This is a genomic window from Hoeflea sp. BAL378, from assembly GCF_000759435.1.
Lineage (GTDB): Bacteria > Pseudomonadota > Alphaproteobacteria > Rhizobiales > Rhizobiaceae > Hoeflea.
In genome coordinates, this window is record NZ_JRJG01000016.1 from 17,877 (window position 1) to 33,898 (window position 16,022).

At 68.5% G+C, this 16,022-nt stretch carries 17 protein-coding genes; 5 read left to right on the forward strand and 12 right to left on the reverse strand.

Going from position 1 to position 16,022, the window contains the following annotated elements; genetic code table 11:
- The first annotated feature begins 5 nt into the window (after positions 1–5).
- A complete protein-coding gene (locus LL06_RS05135; RefSeq protein ID WP_244447053.1) occupies positions 6–950 on the forward strand; it encodes a lipid A biosynthesis lauroyl acyltransferase in 945 nt (314 codons plus the stop codon).
- Between the two features lie 75 nt (positions 951–1,025).
- On the opposite strand, the gene LL06_RS05140 is transcribed toward LL06_RS05135, so the two are convergent.
- The 5 genes from LL06_RS05140 to cobA all read right to left on the reverse strand — a co-directional run bounded on the left by LL06_RS05140 (position 1,026) and on the right by cobA (position 5,721).
- Complete coding sequence (locus LL06_RS05140; protein WP_035523160.1) at positions 1,026–1,457, reverse strand: L,D-transpeptidase; 432 nt, start codon at positions 1,455–1,457, stop codon at positions 1,026–1,028.
- A gap of 132 nt (positions 1,458–1,589) precedes the next feature.
- Complete coding sequence (cbiB, locus tag LL06_RS05145; protein WP_035523163.1) at positions 1,590–2,561, reverse strand: adenosylcobinamide-phosphate synthase CbiB; 972 nt, start codon at positions 2,559–2,561, stop codon at positions 1,590–1,592.
- On the reverse strand, positions 2,558–3,577 hold the full coding sequence (locus LL06_RS05150) for a threonine-phosphate decarboxylase (RefSeq protein WP_035523167.1): 1,020 nt from the start codon (positions 3,575–3,577) through the stop codon (positions 2,558–2,560). The genes cbiB and LL06_RS05150 overlap by 4 nt, the downstream gene beginning before the upstream one ends.
- A gap of 3 nt (positions 3,578–3,580) precedes the next feature.
- Positions 3,581–4,879, reverse strand: a complete 1,299-nt coding sequence (locus LL06_RS05155) for a cobyrinate a,c-diamide synthase (RefSeq protein ID WP_035523170.1) — start codon at positions 4,877–4,879, stop codon at positions 3,581–3,583.
- On the reverse strand, positions 4,876–5,721 hold the full coding sequence (gene cobA, locus LL06_RS05160; protein WP_035523174.1) for a uroporphyrinogen-III C-methyltransferase: 846 nt from the start codon (positions 5,719–5,721) through the stop codon (positions 4,876–4,878). Before cobA ends, LL06_RS05155 begins: the two co-directional genes overlap by 4 nt.
- A 108-nt stretch (positions 5,722–5,829) precedes the next feature.
- Here cobA and LL06_RS05165 point away from each other — a divergent pair, with 108 nt between their 5' ends.
- The 4 genes from LL06_RS05165 to LL06_RS05180 all read left to right on the forward strand — a co-directional run bounded on the left by LL06_RS05165 (position 5,830) and on the right by LL06_RS05180 (position 8,768).
- On the forward strand, positions 5,830–6,936 hold the full coding sequence (locus LL06_RS05165) for a cobalt-precorrin-5B (C(1))-methyltransferase (protein WP_052161229.1): 1,107 nt from the start codon (positions 5,830–5,832) through the stop codon (positions 6,934–6,936).
- Positions 6,926–7,630, forward strand: coding sequence for a cobalt-precorrin-6A reductase (locus tag LL06_RS05170; RefSeq protein WP_035523175.1), 705 nt, complete (start codon positions 6,926–6,928; stop codon positions 7,628–7,630). Before LL06_RS05165 ends, LL06_RS05170 begins: the two co-directional genes overlap by 11 nt.
- 113 nt (positions 7,631–7,743) lie before the next feature.
- On the forward strand, positions 7,744–8,370 hold the full coding sequence (locus LL06_RS05175) for a glutathione S-transferase family protein (protein WP_035523178.1): 627 nt from the start codon (positions 7,744–7,746) through the stop codon (positions 8,368–8,370).
- 47 nt (positions 8,371–8,417) lie between these two features.
- On the forward strand, positions 8,418–8,768 hold the full coding sequence (locus tag LL06_RS05180; RefSeq protein WP_035523181.1) for an MmcQ/YjbR family DNA-binding protein: 351 nt from the start codon (positions 8,418–8,420) through the stop codon (positions 8,766–8,768).
- 3 nt (positions 8,769–8,771) lie between these two features.
- Here the strand turns inward: LL06_RS05180 and cobM are convergent, their stop codons facing one another.
- The 7 genes from cobM to LL06_RS05215 form a co-directional block, all read right to left on the reverse strand.
- Positions 8,772–9,557 (reverse strand): precorrin-4 C(11)-methyltransferase, encoded by a 786-nt coding sequence (gene cobM, locus LL06_RS05185; RefSeq protein WP_035523184.1) that lies wholly within the window; start codon positions 9,555–9,557, stop codon positions 8,772–8,774.
- Complete coding sequence (cobJ, locus tag LL06_RS05190) at positions 9,554–11,401, reverse strand: precorrin-3B C(17)-methyltransferase (RefSeq protein WP_035523187.1); 1,848 nt, start codon at positions 11,399–11,401, stop codon at positions 9,554–9,556. Before cobJ ends, cobM begins: the two co-directional genes overlap by 4 nt.
- Positions 11,398–12,126, reverse strand: a complete 729-nt coding sequence (cobI, locus tag LL06_RS05195; RefSeq protein ID WP_035523191.1) for a precorrin-2 C(20)-methyltransferase — start codon at positions 12,124–12,126, stop codon at positions 11,398–11,400. Before cobI ends, cobJ begins: the two co-directional genes overlap by 4 nt.
- Before the next feature lie 244 nt (positions 12,127–12,370).
- Positions 12,371–13,606, reverse strand: coding sequence for a bifunctional cobalt-precorrin-7 (C(5))-methyltransferase/cobalt-precorrin-6B (C(15))-methyltransferase (locus tag LL06_RS05200; protein ID WP_035523373.1), 1,236 nt, complete (start codon positions 13,604–13,606; stop codon positions 12,371–12,373).
- Positions 13,599–14,237, reverse strand: coding sequence for a precorrin-8X methylmutase (locus LL06_RS05205; RefSeq protein WP_035523194.1), 639 nt, complete (start codon positions 14,235–14,237; stop codon positions 13,599–13,601). Before LL06_RS05205 ends, LL06_RS05200 begins: the two co-directional genes overlap by 8 nt.
- A 3-nt stretch (positions 14,238–14,240) precedes the next feature.
- Positions 14,241–15,539 carry a sirohydrochlorin chelatase gene (locus LL06_RS05210; protein ID WP_081963663.1) on the reverse strand — a complete coding sequence of 433 codons (1,299 nt, stop codon included), beginning with the start codon at positions 15,537–15,539 and terminating at the stop codon, positions 14,241–14,243.
- A gap of 3 nt (positions 15,540–15,542) precedes the next feature.
- Positions 15,543–15,782: a DUF6732 family protein gene (locus LL06_RS05215; protein WP_035523197.1), complete on the reverse strand. Its 240-nt coding sequence runs from the start codon at positions 15,780–15,782 to the stop codon at positions 15,543–15,545.
- Positions 15,783–16,022 lie beyond the last annotated feature (240 nt).

Below are 16,022 nucleotides of genomic sequence, written 5' to 3' on the forward strand. Positions count from 1 at the left end.
GGACCATGGCAAGCCCTCTCCGCATGGCGCTGACGCGCCTCGTCATCGGCCTCCGGCGCGCCCGGGACTGGGCGATCGCCTCGGTGATCTTCGCGCTGTTGCGCCTGATCTCGCTGCTGCCCGCCAACAGGGCGATTGCGCTGGTCGACCGGCTGGCCCGCCGGATCGGCCCGCTGACGTCGCGCCACAAGCTGGCGCTCTACAATCTCGCCAGGGCCTATCCGGAGAAGACGGAGGCCGAGCGGCAGCAGATCGCCGTCGACATGTGGGGCAACATGTCCCGGCTCGCCGCCGAATACGTGTTCCTGGACCAGTTGTTCGATTTCGATCCCGATGCGACCGAGCCCGGGCGCATCGAGGTCGGCGGGGCCGACATCTTCGTCAAGCTGCGCGACGACAACAAGCCCTTCATCGTCTTCACCGCCCATACCGGCAATTTCGAGCTGCTGCCGATCGCCGCCGCCGCCTACGGGCTCGACGTGATGGCGCTGTTCCGCCCGCCCAACAATCCCTACATCGCCAGGCGCGTGCTCGCGGCCCGGCGTACCACGATGGGGCATCTGGTGCCATCGCGCGCCGGCGCCGCCTTCACCCTCGCCCGGCGGCTGGAAGGCGGCGGCGGCGTCGGCATGCTGGTCGACCAGAAGTTCCACAAGGGCGCCAGGACCACCTTCTTCGGGATTGAGACCCACACCAATCCGCTGCTTGCCAAGCTGGTCAGGCAGTATGACTGCGAAGTCTATCCGGCCCGCGCCATCCGCCTGCCCGGCGGCCGCCACCGGCTGGAGGTCGAGCCGGCGATCGAGATCCCGCGCGGACCCGACGGCCGCGTCGATGTCGCGGCCACGGCGCAGCTCCTCAACGACAAGGTGGAGCAATGGGTGCGCGAATATCCCGGCCAGTGGCAGTGGTTTCACGACCGCTGGGAGATCAAGTACCAGCTCAAATGAGAGTGGCCCGGCGAGGACCGGGCCGGGAGAGCGCCGCCGCGCCGGATCCGGTTGAGCGGACCCGGCTAAGCCCGCTCAGTGCGAGATGACGATGCGGGTGTTGCTGTTGCCGGTCTGCTGGACCAGCGAGAAGAACTTCGCCGCATGTTCGGGCGCCAGGCGCACGCAGCCATGCGAGGCCACACGCCCGAGCCGCTTGGTGTCATAGGTGGCGTGCACCGCATAGCCGCCGCGGAAGAACACCGCATAGGGCATCGGCGCATTGTTGTACTTGCGCGAGCGGTGATGCCGCGACAGCCATTTGGCCGAATAGGTGCCGGTGGGTGTCGAATACCCCTTGCGCCCGGTCGAGACCGGCCACTTGTACTTCACCTGGCCGTTCTGACTGACAACCATGGTCTGCGTTGAAATATCGACCTTGGCGACCAACTTGGAGGCGAAGGCCGAGGCCGACGAGAACGGAACAAGCGCGAGGGCGAGAGCCCCGGCCAAGAACAGATTACGCATGTGTGTTTCCCCAGTTACCCTGAACTATTTTTATACTCACCCGGGGACAATCTAAACAGATGCTTTTATCAGTTAAAGTTAAAATGCTTGATCGCATTCTAACTTTCACTCTAGCGCCTTGATTTGACTGGATTAAATTGAGACAACAACGCCGACGAGAAGCGCCACCGCGAGACAGTCGCAGGCGCGCCGGAAGATCGCCAGCCCGGAAACGATGTCCCGGGCGCCGGCCCGGGAACGCCCCGAGGCGTTGAGACTGGCCTCCATCACCCTCTCCCCGCCATAGCGGCGCGGGCCGCCGAGCGCGAGACCGAGCCCGCCCGCCATCGCCGCCTCCGGCCATCCGGCATTGGGCGAGCGGTGCAGCCCCTGGTCGGTGAGCGCGGAGAGGACGGCGCGTTTCATCGCCGCGGTTCCTTGAACGATGCCGGCGCCGGCGGCGATCAGCAGCGCCGACAGCCGCGAGGCCGGCCAGTTGGCGACATCGTCGAGCCGCGCCGCCGCCCGCCCGAAATCCCGGTAGCGGTCGTTGAGATGGCCGATCATCGAATCGGCGGTGTTGAGCATCTTGTAGGCCATCAGCCCCGGCAGCCCGAACACCGCGAACCACAGCGCCGGCGCGACGATGCCGTCGGAGAAATTCTCGGCCAGGCTCTCGATCGCGGCCCTGGAGACGCCGGCCTCGTCGAGCGCCTCGGGGTCACGCCCGACGATCATCGACACCGCCTTGCGGCCGCCGGCCAGCCCATCCCGGGACAGCGCCCGGGCCACCGCCGCGACATGGTCGGCCAGGCTCTTCTGCGCCAGAAACACGCTCACCACCACGATCTCGAGGATCACGCCCAACAGGCCAAGCCGGTCGAACAGGCCCGCCAACGCCCAGCCGCCGAGTGCCGCCAGCACGAGCAGGCCGGCGATCGCCAGGCGCCCGTTGCGGCGGCGGGCGGCGGGGCTGTCGCCGGCATGGTTGAAGCGCCGGTCGGCGAAGCCGATCGCCAGGCCGAAAAGCACCACGGGATGGCTGAAGCGCCGCCACAGCCAGTCGGGATCGCCGACGAGGCGGTCGAGCACCAGGGCGAAAAACAGAACCGGCAGATGGCTCACGAGGGTCGCGCACCCGCGAGCCGCAGCGATTCGCGCAGCCTGACGGCGGACAACTCGTCCGGCACCAGCCCGATGCGGATCCGCGACGGGCTGTGATCGAAGGCACGGACCAGGATCCTGTGGCTGGCGAGCCGCTCCGCCACCGCGGCGCCGTCGCCCACCTCGCACAGGAAGAACAGCGCGGTCTCGCCCGCGATCGGCACGGCCGCCTTGTTGAGCGCCGACCGCGTCATCTGGTTGGCGCTGTCGATCTTCGTGCGCAATTCGCCCACCAGGTCGATGCGCGAGAAGGCGTGCGCGGCGATCGCCAGCGCCGGGCCGGACACCGCCCACGGGCCCATCCGTTCTTGCAGGACCGCCGCCAGCCGCGGCTCGGCGAAGACGAAGCCCAGCCGCAGCCCGCCCAGGCCGAAGAACTTGCCGAAGGAGCGCATCACGATCAGGTTCGGCTCCGCGCCCGCAGCACCTGCCATGGTCAGGTCCTGCCGCATGTCGGCGAAGGCCTCGTCGACGATCACCAGCCGGTGCCGGTGCGCCCGGGCGAAGCCGAAGATGTCGTCGCGCATGGTCTCGCGCCCGTCGGGATTGTTGGGATTTGCGAGAATCACCGCCGCCGCCTGGATGCTGGCCGCGGCTTCGAGCGTCCTGATCGGCTCGGCGATCATCCCCATGCGGCGATAGGAGCGCGCATATTCGCCATAGGTCGGCGCGACCACGGCGACGGTCTCGGCGTTCGGCGTGAGCCATGGCAGCAACTGGATGGCGGCCTGCGTGCCCGGCACGGCCACCGGCAGCACCGCGCCGCCATAATGCCGCCGCGCCAACTCGCACACCCGCGCCACCTCGGCCTGTTCCGGCAGCCGCCGCCAGACATCGAGCGGCAGTTCCGGAAGCGGCAGGCTGAAGGGACTGATCCCGGTCGACAGGTCGAGCCATTCGGACGCCGTGCCGCCATGGCGCGCCATGGCCTGCTGGAGCGCGCCGCCATGGGCAATGGGATCGCTGGCAAGGGTCATGATCTAGTCTATCCGGTCGATGACATGCATGAAAGACCCCGCGACGCTTCCGCGCCTGAGCCCGACCGCGCCGAGATCGGCGCCGAGCGCGTCGCGCGCCTGAAACAGCCGGTCCGCCTCGCCTTCCGAAACGGTGGTGGCGTAGTGGAACTCATGCGCCGAAAGCTCCATCGGCCAGAAGAATTCCTGCGCCGGGCTCAGCCGCCGGTAGCCCAGGTGCCGCTTGGGTTCGGCGAAGCTCGTCACCAGCGGCAGAGCGCCCAGCATTTCGTGGCGCACGCCCTCGGCATCGATCAGGCCGTCGCCCAGCACCATGTAGCCGCCGCACTCGCCATAGACCGGGACTCCGCGGCGGATGACCGCGCCCATGCCGGACCGGAAGTTGGCTGACGCGGCGATGCGGCCGGCATGCAGCTCGGGATAGCCGCCAGGCAGGATGACGGCGTCGCAGCCCGCCGTCGGCGCCTCGTCGGCAAGCGGCGAGAAGAACGAGATGTCCGCGCCGCGCCGCTGCCAGCCGAGCAGCATGTGCTCATAGGCAAAGGTGAAGGCGATGTCGCGCGCGACCGCGATCTTCTGCCCGGGCGGCGACAGGCGGCGGATATTGGCCGGAGCCGGCGGCGAGGCCGCGCGCCTGGACAGCTTGAGGAGAAGGTCGAGATCGATGCGCTTTTCCATCAGGTCGGCGGCGTCGCTGATCAGCCGCGCGAGGTCCGCGTTCTCGCCCGCCTGCACCAGTCCCAGATGCCGCTGCGGCAGCGCCAGCCTGTCGTCGCTCGGCAGCGCGCCGATCACGTCGACGCGCGCCTGTTCCAGCGCCTGGCGCAGCATGCCCTCGTGCCGGGGGCTCGCCACCCGGTTGAGGATGACGCCGGGGATCAGCACGTCGGGATGAAAATTGGCAAATCCGCGCGCCAGCGCCGCCACCGAATGCGACATGCTCGAGCAGTCGATCACCAGAATTACCGGCAGGCCTAGCAGGCCCGCGAGGTCGCCGGCGGAGCCCGAGCCGTCGGCGGCGCCGTCGAACAGCCCCATCATCGCCTCGATCACCAGCATCCGCCCGCCCTGCGACTGCAGCGAGGCGTTGGCGAGCAGCAGGTCGCTGCGCATCGCCCAGGAATCGTAGTTGAGGCAGGTCTCGCCGCTGGCCGCGGCGTGAAACGCCGGATCGATGTAATCCGGGCCGGCCTTGCCCGGCGCGAGCGCCACCCCGCGCCGTTTCAGCGCGTTGAGAAGCCCGAGTGTCACCGTGGTCTTGCCCGACCCCGATTGCGGCGCGGCAATCATCAATCCGCTCATGCACTGTCTTTCTGCGCGACCGCGCGATGGCCGAGCGGATCCGGCGTGAGCACCCGGCCCTGGGCCGCGCCCAGCCAGTCGAGCGCCGAGCGTAGCCGGACCACCTGCCCGACGACGACGATCGCCGGCGGCTGCAGACCCGACGCCGCGACATCGCCGGCGGCCCGGGCAAGCGTGGTCTCGAGCACGGCCTGCGTGTCGGTGGAGGCATCGGTGACGAAGGCCACCGGTTCGTCGGCCGCCCTGCCCGCCTCGATCAGCCGGGAGGCGATGGTGGCGATGTGCTTCATCGCCATGTACATGACGATCACCTGGCTGCCGCGGGCGACGCCGTCCCAGTCGATCAGGTCGGGCACCACGCCCGAGGAATCATGGCCGGTCAGGAAGGTGACGGTGTGGTTGGTGTCGCGGTGCGTGACCGGAATGCCGGCATAGGCGAGGCCGCCGATGCCGGCGGTGATGCCGGGCACGACGCGGAACGGGACGTGGTGCTCGACCAGCGTCAGCGCCTCCTCGCCGCCGCGGCCGAACACGAAGGGATCGCCGCCCTTGAGCCTGAGCACGCGGTGTCCGGCGCGAGCCAGTTCCACCAGCCTCAGCGAAATGTCGCGCTGCTTGGCCGACGGCTTGCCGCCGCGCTTGCCCGCATATTCGAGCGCGGCGCCGGTGCGCGCGAGCTTGAGGCAATCGGCGTTGACCAGCGCGTCGTGGACGATCACATCGGCCTGGGCCAGCGCATTGGCGGCGTGCAACGTGAGCAGGCCGGGATCGCCCGGCCCGGCGCCCACGAGCCAGACTTCGCCGGGCTTCATCTGCGGCAGATTCTGTTGCCAGTCACTCATGCTTGTCCGTTCATCTTCGCGGAGGAATCCTGCAAAACACCATGGGTTACACCCGTATCAATCACACTCTATAACGGCAACAGGCAAGACACGACCAAGAACTGCGACATGGATGCTGGCGAAAACGAAATCCGGGTGGAAAAACCCGCCACGGCGCTGCGCCGCGGCTGGACCACGGGGGCGTGCGCCACGGCTGCCACCAAGGCGGCGCTGACCGCGCTGCTTGAGGGCGAATTTCCCGATCCGGTCGAAATCACCCTGCCCAAGGGCGAACGGCCGGCCTTCGCGCTCGCCCGCGAATCGCTTCACGCCGATCACGCCATGGCGGGCATCATCAAGGATGCGGGCGACGACCCGGACGTGACCCACGGTGCGCTGGTGATGGCGCACGTGCGGCTTCTGCCCGCGGGCGCGGGCATCGTCTTCAAGGCCGGCGCGGGCGTGGGCACGGTGACGCTCGCCGGCCTGCCGGTTCCGGTGGGCGAACCCGCGATCAACCCGATACCCCGGCGGATGATGAGCGAGGTGGTCGCCGAACTCTGCGCGGCGCAGGGCGTGGCCGCCGACATCGAGATAGAGATCGCCATCGAGAACGGCGCCGAGCTGGCGCTCCAGACCTGGAACCCGCGGCTTGGCATCCTCGGCGGGCTGTCGGTACTCGGAACCACCGGCATCGTCCATCCCTTCTCCTGCTCGGCCTGGATCCATTCGATCCACCGCGGCATCGACGTCGCCCGCGCCGAAGGGCTCGGCCATGTGCTGGGCGCCACCGGCTCGACCTCGGAGAAGACCGCGCAGGAGTTTTACGGCCTGCCGGATGTCGCCTGCCTCGACATGGGCGATTTCGCCGGCGGCCTGCTCAAATATCTGCGCGTTCATCCCGTGCAGCGCCTGACCATCGCCGGCGGCTTCGCCAAGCTCACCAAGCTGGCGCAGGGCGCGCTCGATTTGCATTCCGGCCGCAGCCAGGTGGACATGGAGTGGCTGGCCGCGCAGGCGGAGGAGCTGGGTGGAAACCACTTGAAGGACCGGATTCTCGCGGCCAACACCGCGCTCGAAGTGCTTGAAATGACTCGGTTCGAGGGGATCGACCTGCCGGCGCTGATCGCCGCCCGGGCCCGCGCCGTGGCGATCGAGACGCTGCGCGGCGCACCGGTCGCGGTCGACGTCATGGTCACCGACCGGAGCGGAAAGCTCGTCGCCCATGCCCGTTAACGGCCCGCAAACCATCCTCATTCTCGGCGGCACGCGCGAGGCGGCGGAGCTGGCGAAGGAACTGGTCGCGGCGCATCCCGGAGCGCGGATCATCACCTCGCTCGCCGGCCGCACCCGCGAGCCCGCGCCGCTTAAAGGCGAGGTCCGCAGCGGCGGCTTCGGCGGGGCGGAGGGGCTGGCGGACTATATCCGGACCCATGGAGTCACCCGGGTGATCGACGCCACCCATCCCTTCGCCCGCCGGATCAGCGCAAACGCGGTGGAAGCCGCCCGCCTCACAGGCGTGCCCCTCGACATTCGTACCCGCATGCCTTGGGTCAAGCAGCCGGGCGACCACTGGATCGAGGTGGAGACGCTGGAAGCGGCGCGCGACGCCATCCCGCCCGGCGCCCGCGTGCTGCTGGCGCTCGGCTCACAGCATATCGGCCTGTTCGCCGCCCGCGCCGACGTGCATTTCGTGGTGAGGATGATCGACCCGCCGCCGACACCGCTCGACCTGCCCGACTACGCGCTGGTGCTGGGCCGGCCCGGCGACAGCGCGGCGGTGGAGGCGATGCTGCTGATCGCCAATTCCATCACCCACATCGTCTGCCGCAATTCCGGCGGCGCGGCGGCCTACGCCAAGATCGAGGCGGCGCGGCAGCTCGGGCTTCCGGTGATCCTGGTGGCGCGCGGAGAGGGGCGACGCTGCTGACAGGATCCGTCTGCCATCTTGTCTAGGCCTGTGCTCCGTGACAGCATCCGGCCAGCGCACGCCTGTCCGGAGAGGGTCATTCGCTCCTGCGCCGCTAAATAAGAGAAACAGACATGATTCTGATCGGCCAGTATGATTCCTCCTTCACCCGCAGGATCGCCATCGCGCTTTCCCTCTACGGCATGCCGTTCGAGCACCGGCCCTGGTCGGTTTTTTCCGACGCCGAGAAGCTGCGCGCGATCAACCCGCTGGTCAGGGTCCCCACGCTCATCCTCGATGACGGCGAGGTGCTGATCGACAGCCACGCGATCCTCGACTATCTCGACCGCCGCGCGCCGGAGGGCCGGGCGCTGTTCCCCGCTGTCGAGCCCGACCGCCATCGCGCCCTGAAGGTGGCGTCGCTCGCCACGGGCGTCGCCGACAAGGCGGTGGCGCTGTTCTACGAGATCCACATGCACGAGGAACCCTCGACCTCGCTGATGGCGCGGTTGTCGTCGCAGATCCACAGCGCGCTGGCGGCGCTCGAGACGTCGCGCAGCGACGCACCGGGAAAGTTCTGGTTCGGTGACACGATCGGCCACGCCGACATCGCGGTCGCCTGCGCCTTCCGGCATCTCACCGAGGCGCTGCCCGATGTGGTCGGCGACGAGCAGTATCCCGCGATCCGCGCCCACTGCGCCCGCCTCGAAGCCATGCCGGTATTTGCGGACCACAGCCAGGAATTCATCCCGCCGCGGTGAGCGGGGCAGATGGAGTCCTGACGAAGACGAAGGAAAGGGAGAGGCCGATGAGCCGCGAGATCGTCAATGCCATCTGCGCGACCCTGCCGGGCGCCGAGGTGTCCGATCCCTGGGGCGGCGGCCACGATGCCTGGAAGGTGGGCGGCAAGATGTTCGCCTCCATCGGCGCGATCATGCCGGGCGTGGCAGTCAAGACCGACAGCGTCGAAACCGCGGCCTTGCTCATCGAGATGGGCGCGGGCACCAGGGCGCCCTATTTCCACGCCTCCTGGGTGCTGCTCGACTGGACCATGGACCCCGACGAATTGCGCGGCCGCATCCTCCAGTCCTACCGCCTGGTCCGCGCCAGCCTGCCCAAGAAGCGCCAGGCCGAACTGCCGGAAGCGCCCGAAACGTAAAGGTCAGACGGCCTTGGCCTTCGCCTTCTTCTTCCCGACGTTCCTCAGCACATGCGCATAGTCCGCATTGTAGAGGTCGCTGTCGCGGAAATTGTTTTCGCCGAACACCTTGCCCACGAGAATGAGCGCGGTACGGGTGATCTTGTGGGCGCGGACCTCTTCCTTCATGCCTTCGAGCGTGGTGCGGATGTAGAGCTCGTCCGGCCAGGTGGCGCGGTAGGCGATCACCACCGGGCAATCGGCGCCGTAGAACGGCTCCAGCGCCCGGCGGACATAGTCGAGATTGCGGATCGACAAATGGATGGCGAGCGTCGCGCGCGACTGGCCGAGGATCTCGAGCTGCTCGAATTCCGGCATCGACGAGGCCTTCATGCCGGTGCGGGTGATGATCACCGTCTGGGCAATCTCGGGCAGCGTGAGCTCGGTGGCGAGCCGGGCCGCGGCGCCCGCGAAGGCCGGAACGCCCGGCACCACCTCGTAGCCGATCCCAAGCTTGTCCAATCGCCGCATCTGCTCGGCCACCGCGCCGAAGATCGCCGGATCGCCGGAATGCACCCGCACCACGTCCTGGCCGTTGGCATGGGCCTTCTCCATCTCGCCGATGATCTCGTCGAGATGCATGGGCGCCGTGTCCCTGACCAGCGCGCCTTCGGGCGCCGCCTTGACGATCTCCTCGGGCACCAGCGAGCCGGCATAGAGGCAGACCGGGCAGCGCTCGATCAGCTTCAGGCCGCGCACGGTGATAAGGTCGGGCGCGCCGGGGCCGGCGCCGATGAAATAGACGGTCATGCCGCGTCTCCAGTGGGAATATGTGTCATGGCGCTGCCTTCCTTGCGGGCGTAGCCGCGCGGCGTGTAGACCCAGGTCCGGCCATCACCGGTGGTCACGGTCGACGAATTGGACGAGCCGACCACGACCACGGTCAGCATGTCGACATCGTCGACATTGAGGGAGCCGAGCGGCACGATGCGGATCAATTCGCCCTCGCGGCCGAGATTGGTGGCGAGGATCACCGGCGTCGAGGCCGGGCGGTGGGTGAGCAGCGAGTCGCGCGCCCAGGCCAGTTGCGTGCGCCGCTTCTTCGACACCGGATTGTAGAAGGCGATGACGAAATCGCCCTCGCCCGCGGCCCGGACCCGGCGCTGGATGTCGTCCCATGGCGTCAACAGATCCGAGAGCGAGATGGTGCAGAAATCGTGCCCCAGCGGCGCGCCCGCGCGCGCGGCTGCGGCCTGCAGCGCGGAGATCCCCGGCGAGACCGCGATCTCGATCCGCCGTGCAGCGTCAGTCAGGCCCTCGGCGTCGGCCTTGTCGAGCAGCTCGAACACCAGCGTCGCCATGGCATAGATGCCCGCGTCGCCCGAGCAGACCAACGCGACGGACTTGCCCTCGCCGGCAAGTTCCATCGCGTGGCGCACCCGCGCCTCCTCCTTGCCGAGGTCGAAATCATGCCGCGCCTTGCCCGCGGCCAGCGGCCCGAGCAGATCGAGATACAGCGAATAGCCGACCAGATCGGTCGACGCCGCCACCATCTGCGACACTTCCGGCGAGCGCCAGCCGTCGGCCCCCGGCCCGATGCCGACCACCATCAGTTTTCCGCGCGCCCTGCCCGGCAGAGTGTCCGCGGTGAAAGGCGCGGGCGCCCGGCCGATGGCGCAGGTGGCGCGGCGGCTCTTGCGTTTTTCGGCGACCAGCTCGCCCGATGCGCCCGCCGCCGCCAGCGCCGCGCCCTCGGCCACGCCGTGGCAGCCGACCTCGGCGAAGACGATGTCCGAGGGGTTTTTCAATCGCGGCGTCTCGGCCTCCAGCGTCGCGGCATCAAAGAAGCGCGCCGGGCAGCCGAAATGCCTGGCCACGTGATGCACCGCCGCCTCGTCGGCCTTGACGTCGATGGAGGCCACCAGGCCGACCGACTGCGGCGACAGGCCGGCCTGCGCCAGGCTGTCGAGCGCCAGGGCGAGCGCCTCGCTGCCCTCGGCGCCACGCTCGCAGCCGATGCCCAGCACCAGGGTCCTGGGGTGATAGAGCAGGCCGTTCCCGGGCGGCGACATCGCCTCGTCAGAGACGGCCAGAACGATCCCGCCGTCCTGCGACAGCGGCAGCCGGCTGTGGGCCAGCCATGGCGCATGGCCCTCGAGCCGCGTGCTGCCGCCGGCCACAAGATCCGCCATCACCTGCTTGGCCGCTTCGGGATTGGCGAGCCCATAGCCCTCCGGCGGCGCGTCGAGCGCCACGCCAAACCTGATATCGCCTGCCGTGGTGATCGCCGCAAAGCCGCCCGTGATCTCGGCGACCGTGCGCGCCAGATCGTTGGCGCCATGATGGCCGCCCAGAAGCGGCACCACCGCCGAGCCGTCCTCGCTGACAGCCAGCACCGGCGGCTCGGTCGTCTTGTCGGTGAGCTGCGGCGCGAGCAGCCGGATCATCGCGCCCGCCGCCATCAGGCCGACGATCGGCCGGCCCTCCGAGAACAGGGTGGCCAGATGTGACCCTGTGTCCGTAAAGGTTTCGTCAACCCTTTCGGATATACGTCGGTCAAGTCCGTGAACCTCGCCGTCCAGGCTTTCGGCAATGCGCCGGGCCAGCGGCAGGGCCGCCGCGGACAGGATAATGATCGCAGGCGTCTTGGTCATGGTTTGCTCCCGGGCAGCGCATGGATCCAGTCCTCGCCGCCCTTGTAGATCAGGATCATCGAAAAATAAGGCGCCGTGTCTTCCGGCACTTGCGCCAGCGGCATCAGCCTCTCGGCGTTGAGCGAGACCCGTTCCGCATAAATTGCATGAGGTAGCAGATTCATTTTTTCAATCAGCGCCCGCAAGCGCTTGAAATGCCTGCCTATCTTGATGATCGCCAAGGCATCCGCCGCGTTGATTCTGTTTGTGAGCTCCGCATCATCGAGCGGACCCGGCACCACCGTCAGCACATCGTTGCGCGCCGCCAGCGGACGGCCCGCGGCGCTCGCCGCCGCCATCATCGAGGACACGCCGGGCACCACTTCGGTCTCATAGGAAGCCGCCAGCCGCTCGAACACATACATGAACGAGCCGTAGAAAAACGGGTCGCCCTCGCAGAGCACCGCCACGTCGCGGCCGTCGTCGAGATGCGCCGCGATCTCCTCCGCCGCCCTGTCGTAGACGTCCTTCGCCGGGAACCGTTCGGTGCGCATCGGCACCACGATGGGAACCTCCATCTGCCCGCCCGGAAGATGCGGCGCGGCGATGGCGCGGGCGAAGCTCGGCCCATGGTCCGGCGCCGGCCAGGCGATCACCGGGACCTGCTGCAGGATGCGGTGGGCCTTCAGGGTGATCAGCTCGGGGTCGCCAGGGCCGAGCCCGAGGCCATAGAGTTTGCCGGTCATGCGAAACGCCCTTTGCGAAATTTTCCGGGTTCTTTGTTGCGGCTTACCCCCACCCCAACCCCTCCCCTCAAGGGGGAGGGGCTTGAGCCGGGAACACCCCGATTTCCATGATCAGAGCTCTGTGAGACGAGAGCTTCATGCTGGGCAAAGCGGGTGCGGGGTCTGAGCCCCTCCCCCTTGAGGGGAGGGGTTGGGGTGGGGGTAGGCCGCGTGCACAGAGCATCGAAGCAAATGACGAAAACGGTCATCCCTGCTCCTTCGTCACCGACCAGATCGTCACCGGCATCAGCGGCTTCCAGCCGAGATAGCGGCCGACGGGTTCGGCGCGGCTCACCTGCAGGCGGATCAGTTCGCCGCCGTGGACCGCCTGCAGCGCGAACAGCCGCGCCTCGCCCTCCACCGTCACGGCGTTGGCGACCAGCCGGCCCGAGGGCCTGAGCGCCTCCCAGGCGGCTTCGAACAGGCCGTCATGGGAAATGCCGCCGCCGATGAAGACGGCGTCGGGCATGGCGAGCGTGGCAAGCGCCGCGGGCGCCGCGCCGGCGACGATGTCGAGGCCGGGGGCGCCGAGCACCATGGCGTTGTGCGCCGCCATGGTCCGGCGGGCCTCGCTCGATTCGATGGCGATGGCGCGGGCGCCGCGCGCCGCGCGCATCCATTCGATGCCGATCGAGCCGCAGCCGGCGCCGACATCCCACAGCAGCCCGCCCGGCACCGGGCCGAGCCGCGCCAGCGTCACCGCCCGCACCTCGCGCTTGGTCAGTTGGCCGTCATGCTCGAAAGCCTCGTCCGGCAGTCCCGGAAGCGCGGGCAGCAGCACCGCGCCGGGCTCGGCCACGCAGGCGATCGCCAGCGTGTTGAAATCGGCGAAGACGGGCGTTTCGGCGGCGATGCGGTCGGCCCGCATCGACTTGACGCGTTCCTCCGGCCCGCCCAGATGCTCGAGCACCTGCAGCTCCGAGCGGCCGTAGCCCCGCGCGCTCAGGATCTGCGCCGCCTCCACCACGGTGCGGCCGGATGAGGTCAGCGCCAGGATCCTGGCACCCGGCTGCACATGCGCGGCGAGCCCGTGCACCGAGCGGCCGTGCAGCGAGATCATCGCCGCATCCTGCAGCGCCCAGCCGAGCCGGGCGGCGGCGAGCGAGAACGCCGAGGGCGACGGGATCACCCGGATCTCACTCCTGTCGAGATCGCGCATCAGCGTCGCGCCGACGCCGTAGAACATCGGGTCGCCGGTGGCGAGGATCGTCACCGGCGTTCCGCGCCGGGCCATCACCAAGGCGAGGGTCTCCCGGATGCCGAAGGTCCAGGGGATGGTCTCGCGCCCGCCGCAGTCGATGCGCTTGAGCACCCGCTCGGGCGCGATGATGGTCTCGGCCGCCTCGAACAGGGTCCGCGCCGGCGGCGTCAGGCTGTCGAGGCCGTTGTCGCCGATGCCGAGGATGGTGAGCCAGGCCGGCCCGGCGAACGCGCTAGCCATGGCCTTCGAGCCCCCCGGCAAGCGCATTGACCGCAGCACTTGCGAGCGCGCTGCCGCCGCGCCGTCCCTTCACCGCGAGGAATTCGAGCCCGCGCGGATCGGCGATCAGCGCGTCCTTGCTCTCCGCCGCGCCGACGAAGCCGACCGGCACGCCGATGATGGCGGCGGGCCTGGGCGCGCCGGCGTCGATCAGCTCGAGCAGCCGGTAGAGCGCGGTCGGCGCATTGCCGATGGCGATCACCGCGCCCTTCATGCGGTCGGCCCAGAGATCGACCTGGGCCGCCGACCGCGTCGTCGCATCGCGCGCGGCGATGGAGCGGACGCGGGCGTCGTTGAGCAGGCAGATCACCTCGTTGCCGCTCGGCATCAACCGCGTGATGATCCCGTTGCGCACCATCTCCGCGTCGCAGAGCACCGGCGCGCCGGCCATCAGCGCCGCCCGCGCGGCCTCGGCGAAGCCGGGCGAGACGACGATGTCGGCCGCCAGGTCCACCATGCCGCAGGCATGGATCATCCTGACCGCCACCTCCTCCGACGCCGCATCGAAGCGCGCAAGATCCGCCTCGGCGCGGATGATGGCGAAGGAGCGCCGGTAGATCTCGGCCGGATCGCGGAGGCGGACGGCGGTCACCGCTCAGCCCTTCTTCTTGTCCATCGACCGCGGTCCGTGCGGGTGGTCGGCATGGGGATAGGGATGGTGGTGATGGGCATGGTCATGCCCGTGGTCGTGATCGTGCGGGTGATCATGATCGTGGCCATGCGCGTGGCCATGGGCGCTGTGAGGATGATCGTGACCATGGTCATGATCGTGCCCGTGGTTATGTCCGTGATCGTGATCGTGAGAGTGGCCGTGCCCGTCATGGGAATGGTCATGGGGGTGATCATGGCCATGGGAATGATCGTGCACCGGCGCGAGCGGCGCGGGGCTCGTATGGCTGTGCACCGGGGTCCAGGGCAGGCCGTGCGCCTTGCAGAACTCCTCGTCGCGGCAGGAGGCGTCGCAATCGCCCTGGCAGGGGCAGTTCTCGAGCCCGCCGCCGATGCCCTCGACATGGTGGTGGTGGCTTTCCTGCGGCAGGCCGACCTCGGCCTCGAAACCCAGCACCTGCTCGCGGTACTTGCACATCTGGCAATTCATCAGCGCCTGGCCGTCGACGATCTCCTGCACCCGGTCCTCGAACGTGTCGATGACCAGCGGGTGGTCGCTGAGATAGGACGCCTTGACGAACTGGATCTCCGGATGATCGGCCGCCACCAGATCGGTCTCGGAATAGATCCGCTTGACCAGCACGCCGGTGAACAGGAAATAGGGAAACACGATGATGCGCTTGTAGCCGAGCCTGGCGGCGTGTTTGAGCCCGGGGCCGACCAGCGGGAAGGTGACGCCCGAATAGCAGGTCTCGGCCCAGCCGAAGCCGAAGCCCTCCCACAGCATCCGCATCACTTTCGACACGTTGGAATTGGCGTCGGGATCGGACGAGCCGCGGCCCACCACCATCAAGAGCGTGTCGTGAAGCGCCACCTCGCCCTCGGCGGCATTGGCCGCGTCGATGCATTCCTGGATGCGGGCGCCGGCGGCGCGGATCATCTTCAGGTCGATGCCGAGTTCGCGGCCGTAATTGATCACCGTGCCGGGGTTCTGCGCCTGGTAGGTGTTGAGCACCGAGGGAATGTCGTTCTTGGCGTGGCCCGCGGCAAACAGCATGCCCGGCACCGCCAGCACCCTTGTGACGCCCCTGGCGCGCAGCCGGTCGAGCCCTTCGGAGATCACCGGATTGCAGAATTCGAGATAGCCGTATTCGACCGGAATGTCGGGATAGCGGGCCTTCAGCCCCTCGGCCACGGTGGCGAATTCGCGGGCGGCGTTCTGGTTGCGGCTGCCATGGCCGCAGACCATGATGCCGGTGTTGGCGGGAATTCCGGACATGCTCATGGCTCAGGCCTCCGCGGTTTCGGGACGGGTCTCGGCGTCGGCTGCGTCGGCCTCGGGCTCCTCGGCGTCGCTGTCCCTGGTCTTGCGCTTGATCGCCCAGGCCGCGAGCGCTGCGGCCGCCGCCGTCGCCGCCCAGCCCAGCCAATGCGAATGGCCCGCCATATCGCCGATATGGCCGCCATGGGCGAGCGCGGCCGGCGCGCCCGGAACCAGGACAAGGAGAGACAGGACTAGGGTGCGCATCGGGGAACCTCCGGACAACGTGACAAGAACAGCACGATACGCCGGACAACCGGTCCGCGCCCTTCTCGGACGCCTCCCGTCTTACCGAACCGGACAGCTCCGGATTTGGCCCTTGAAGTAAGTCGGCCGCACCGGAATTTCTCTCAGCCTGTCATCAGGCGCCGTCGCACATGGGCCTGTCTTAGGCTTTCGGCTTTTTAACGTCAAATGCCGATTGCGCCAATGCCGCGCCGATCTGCG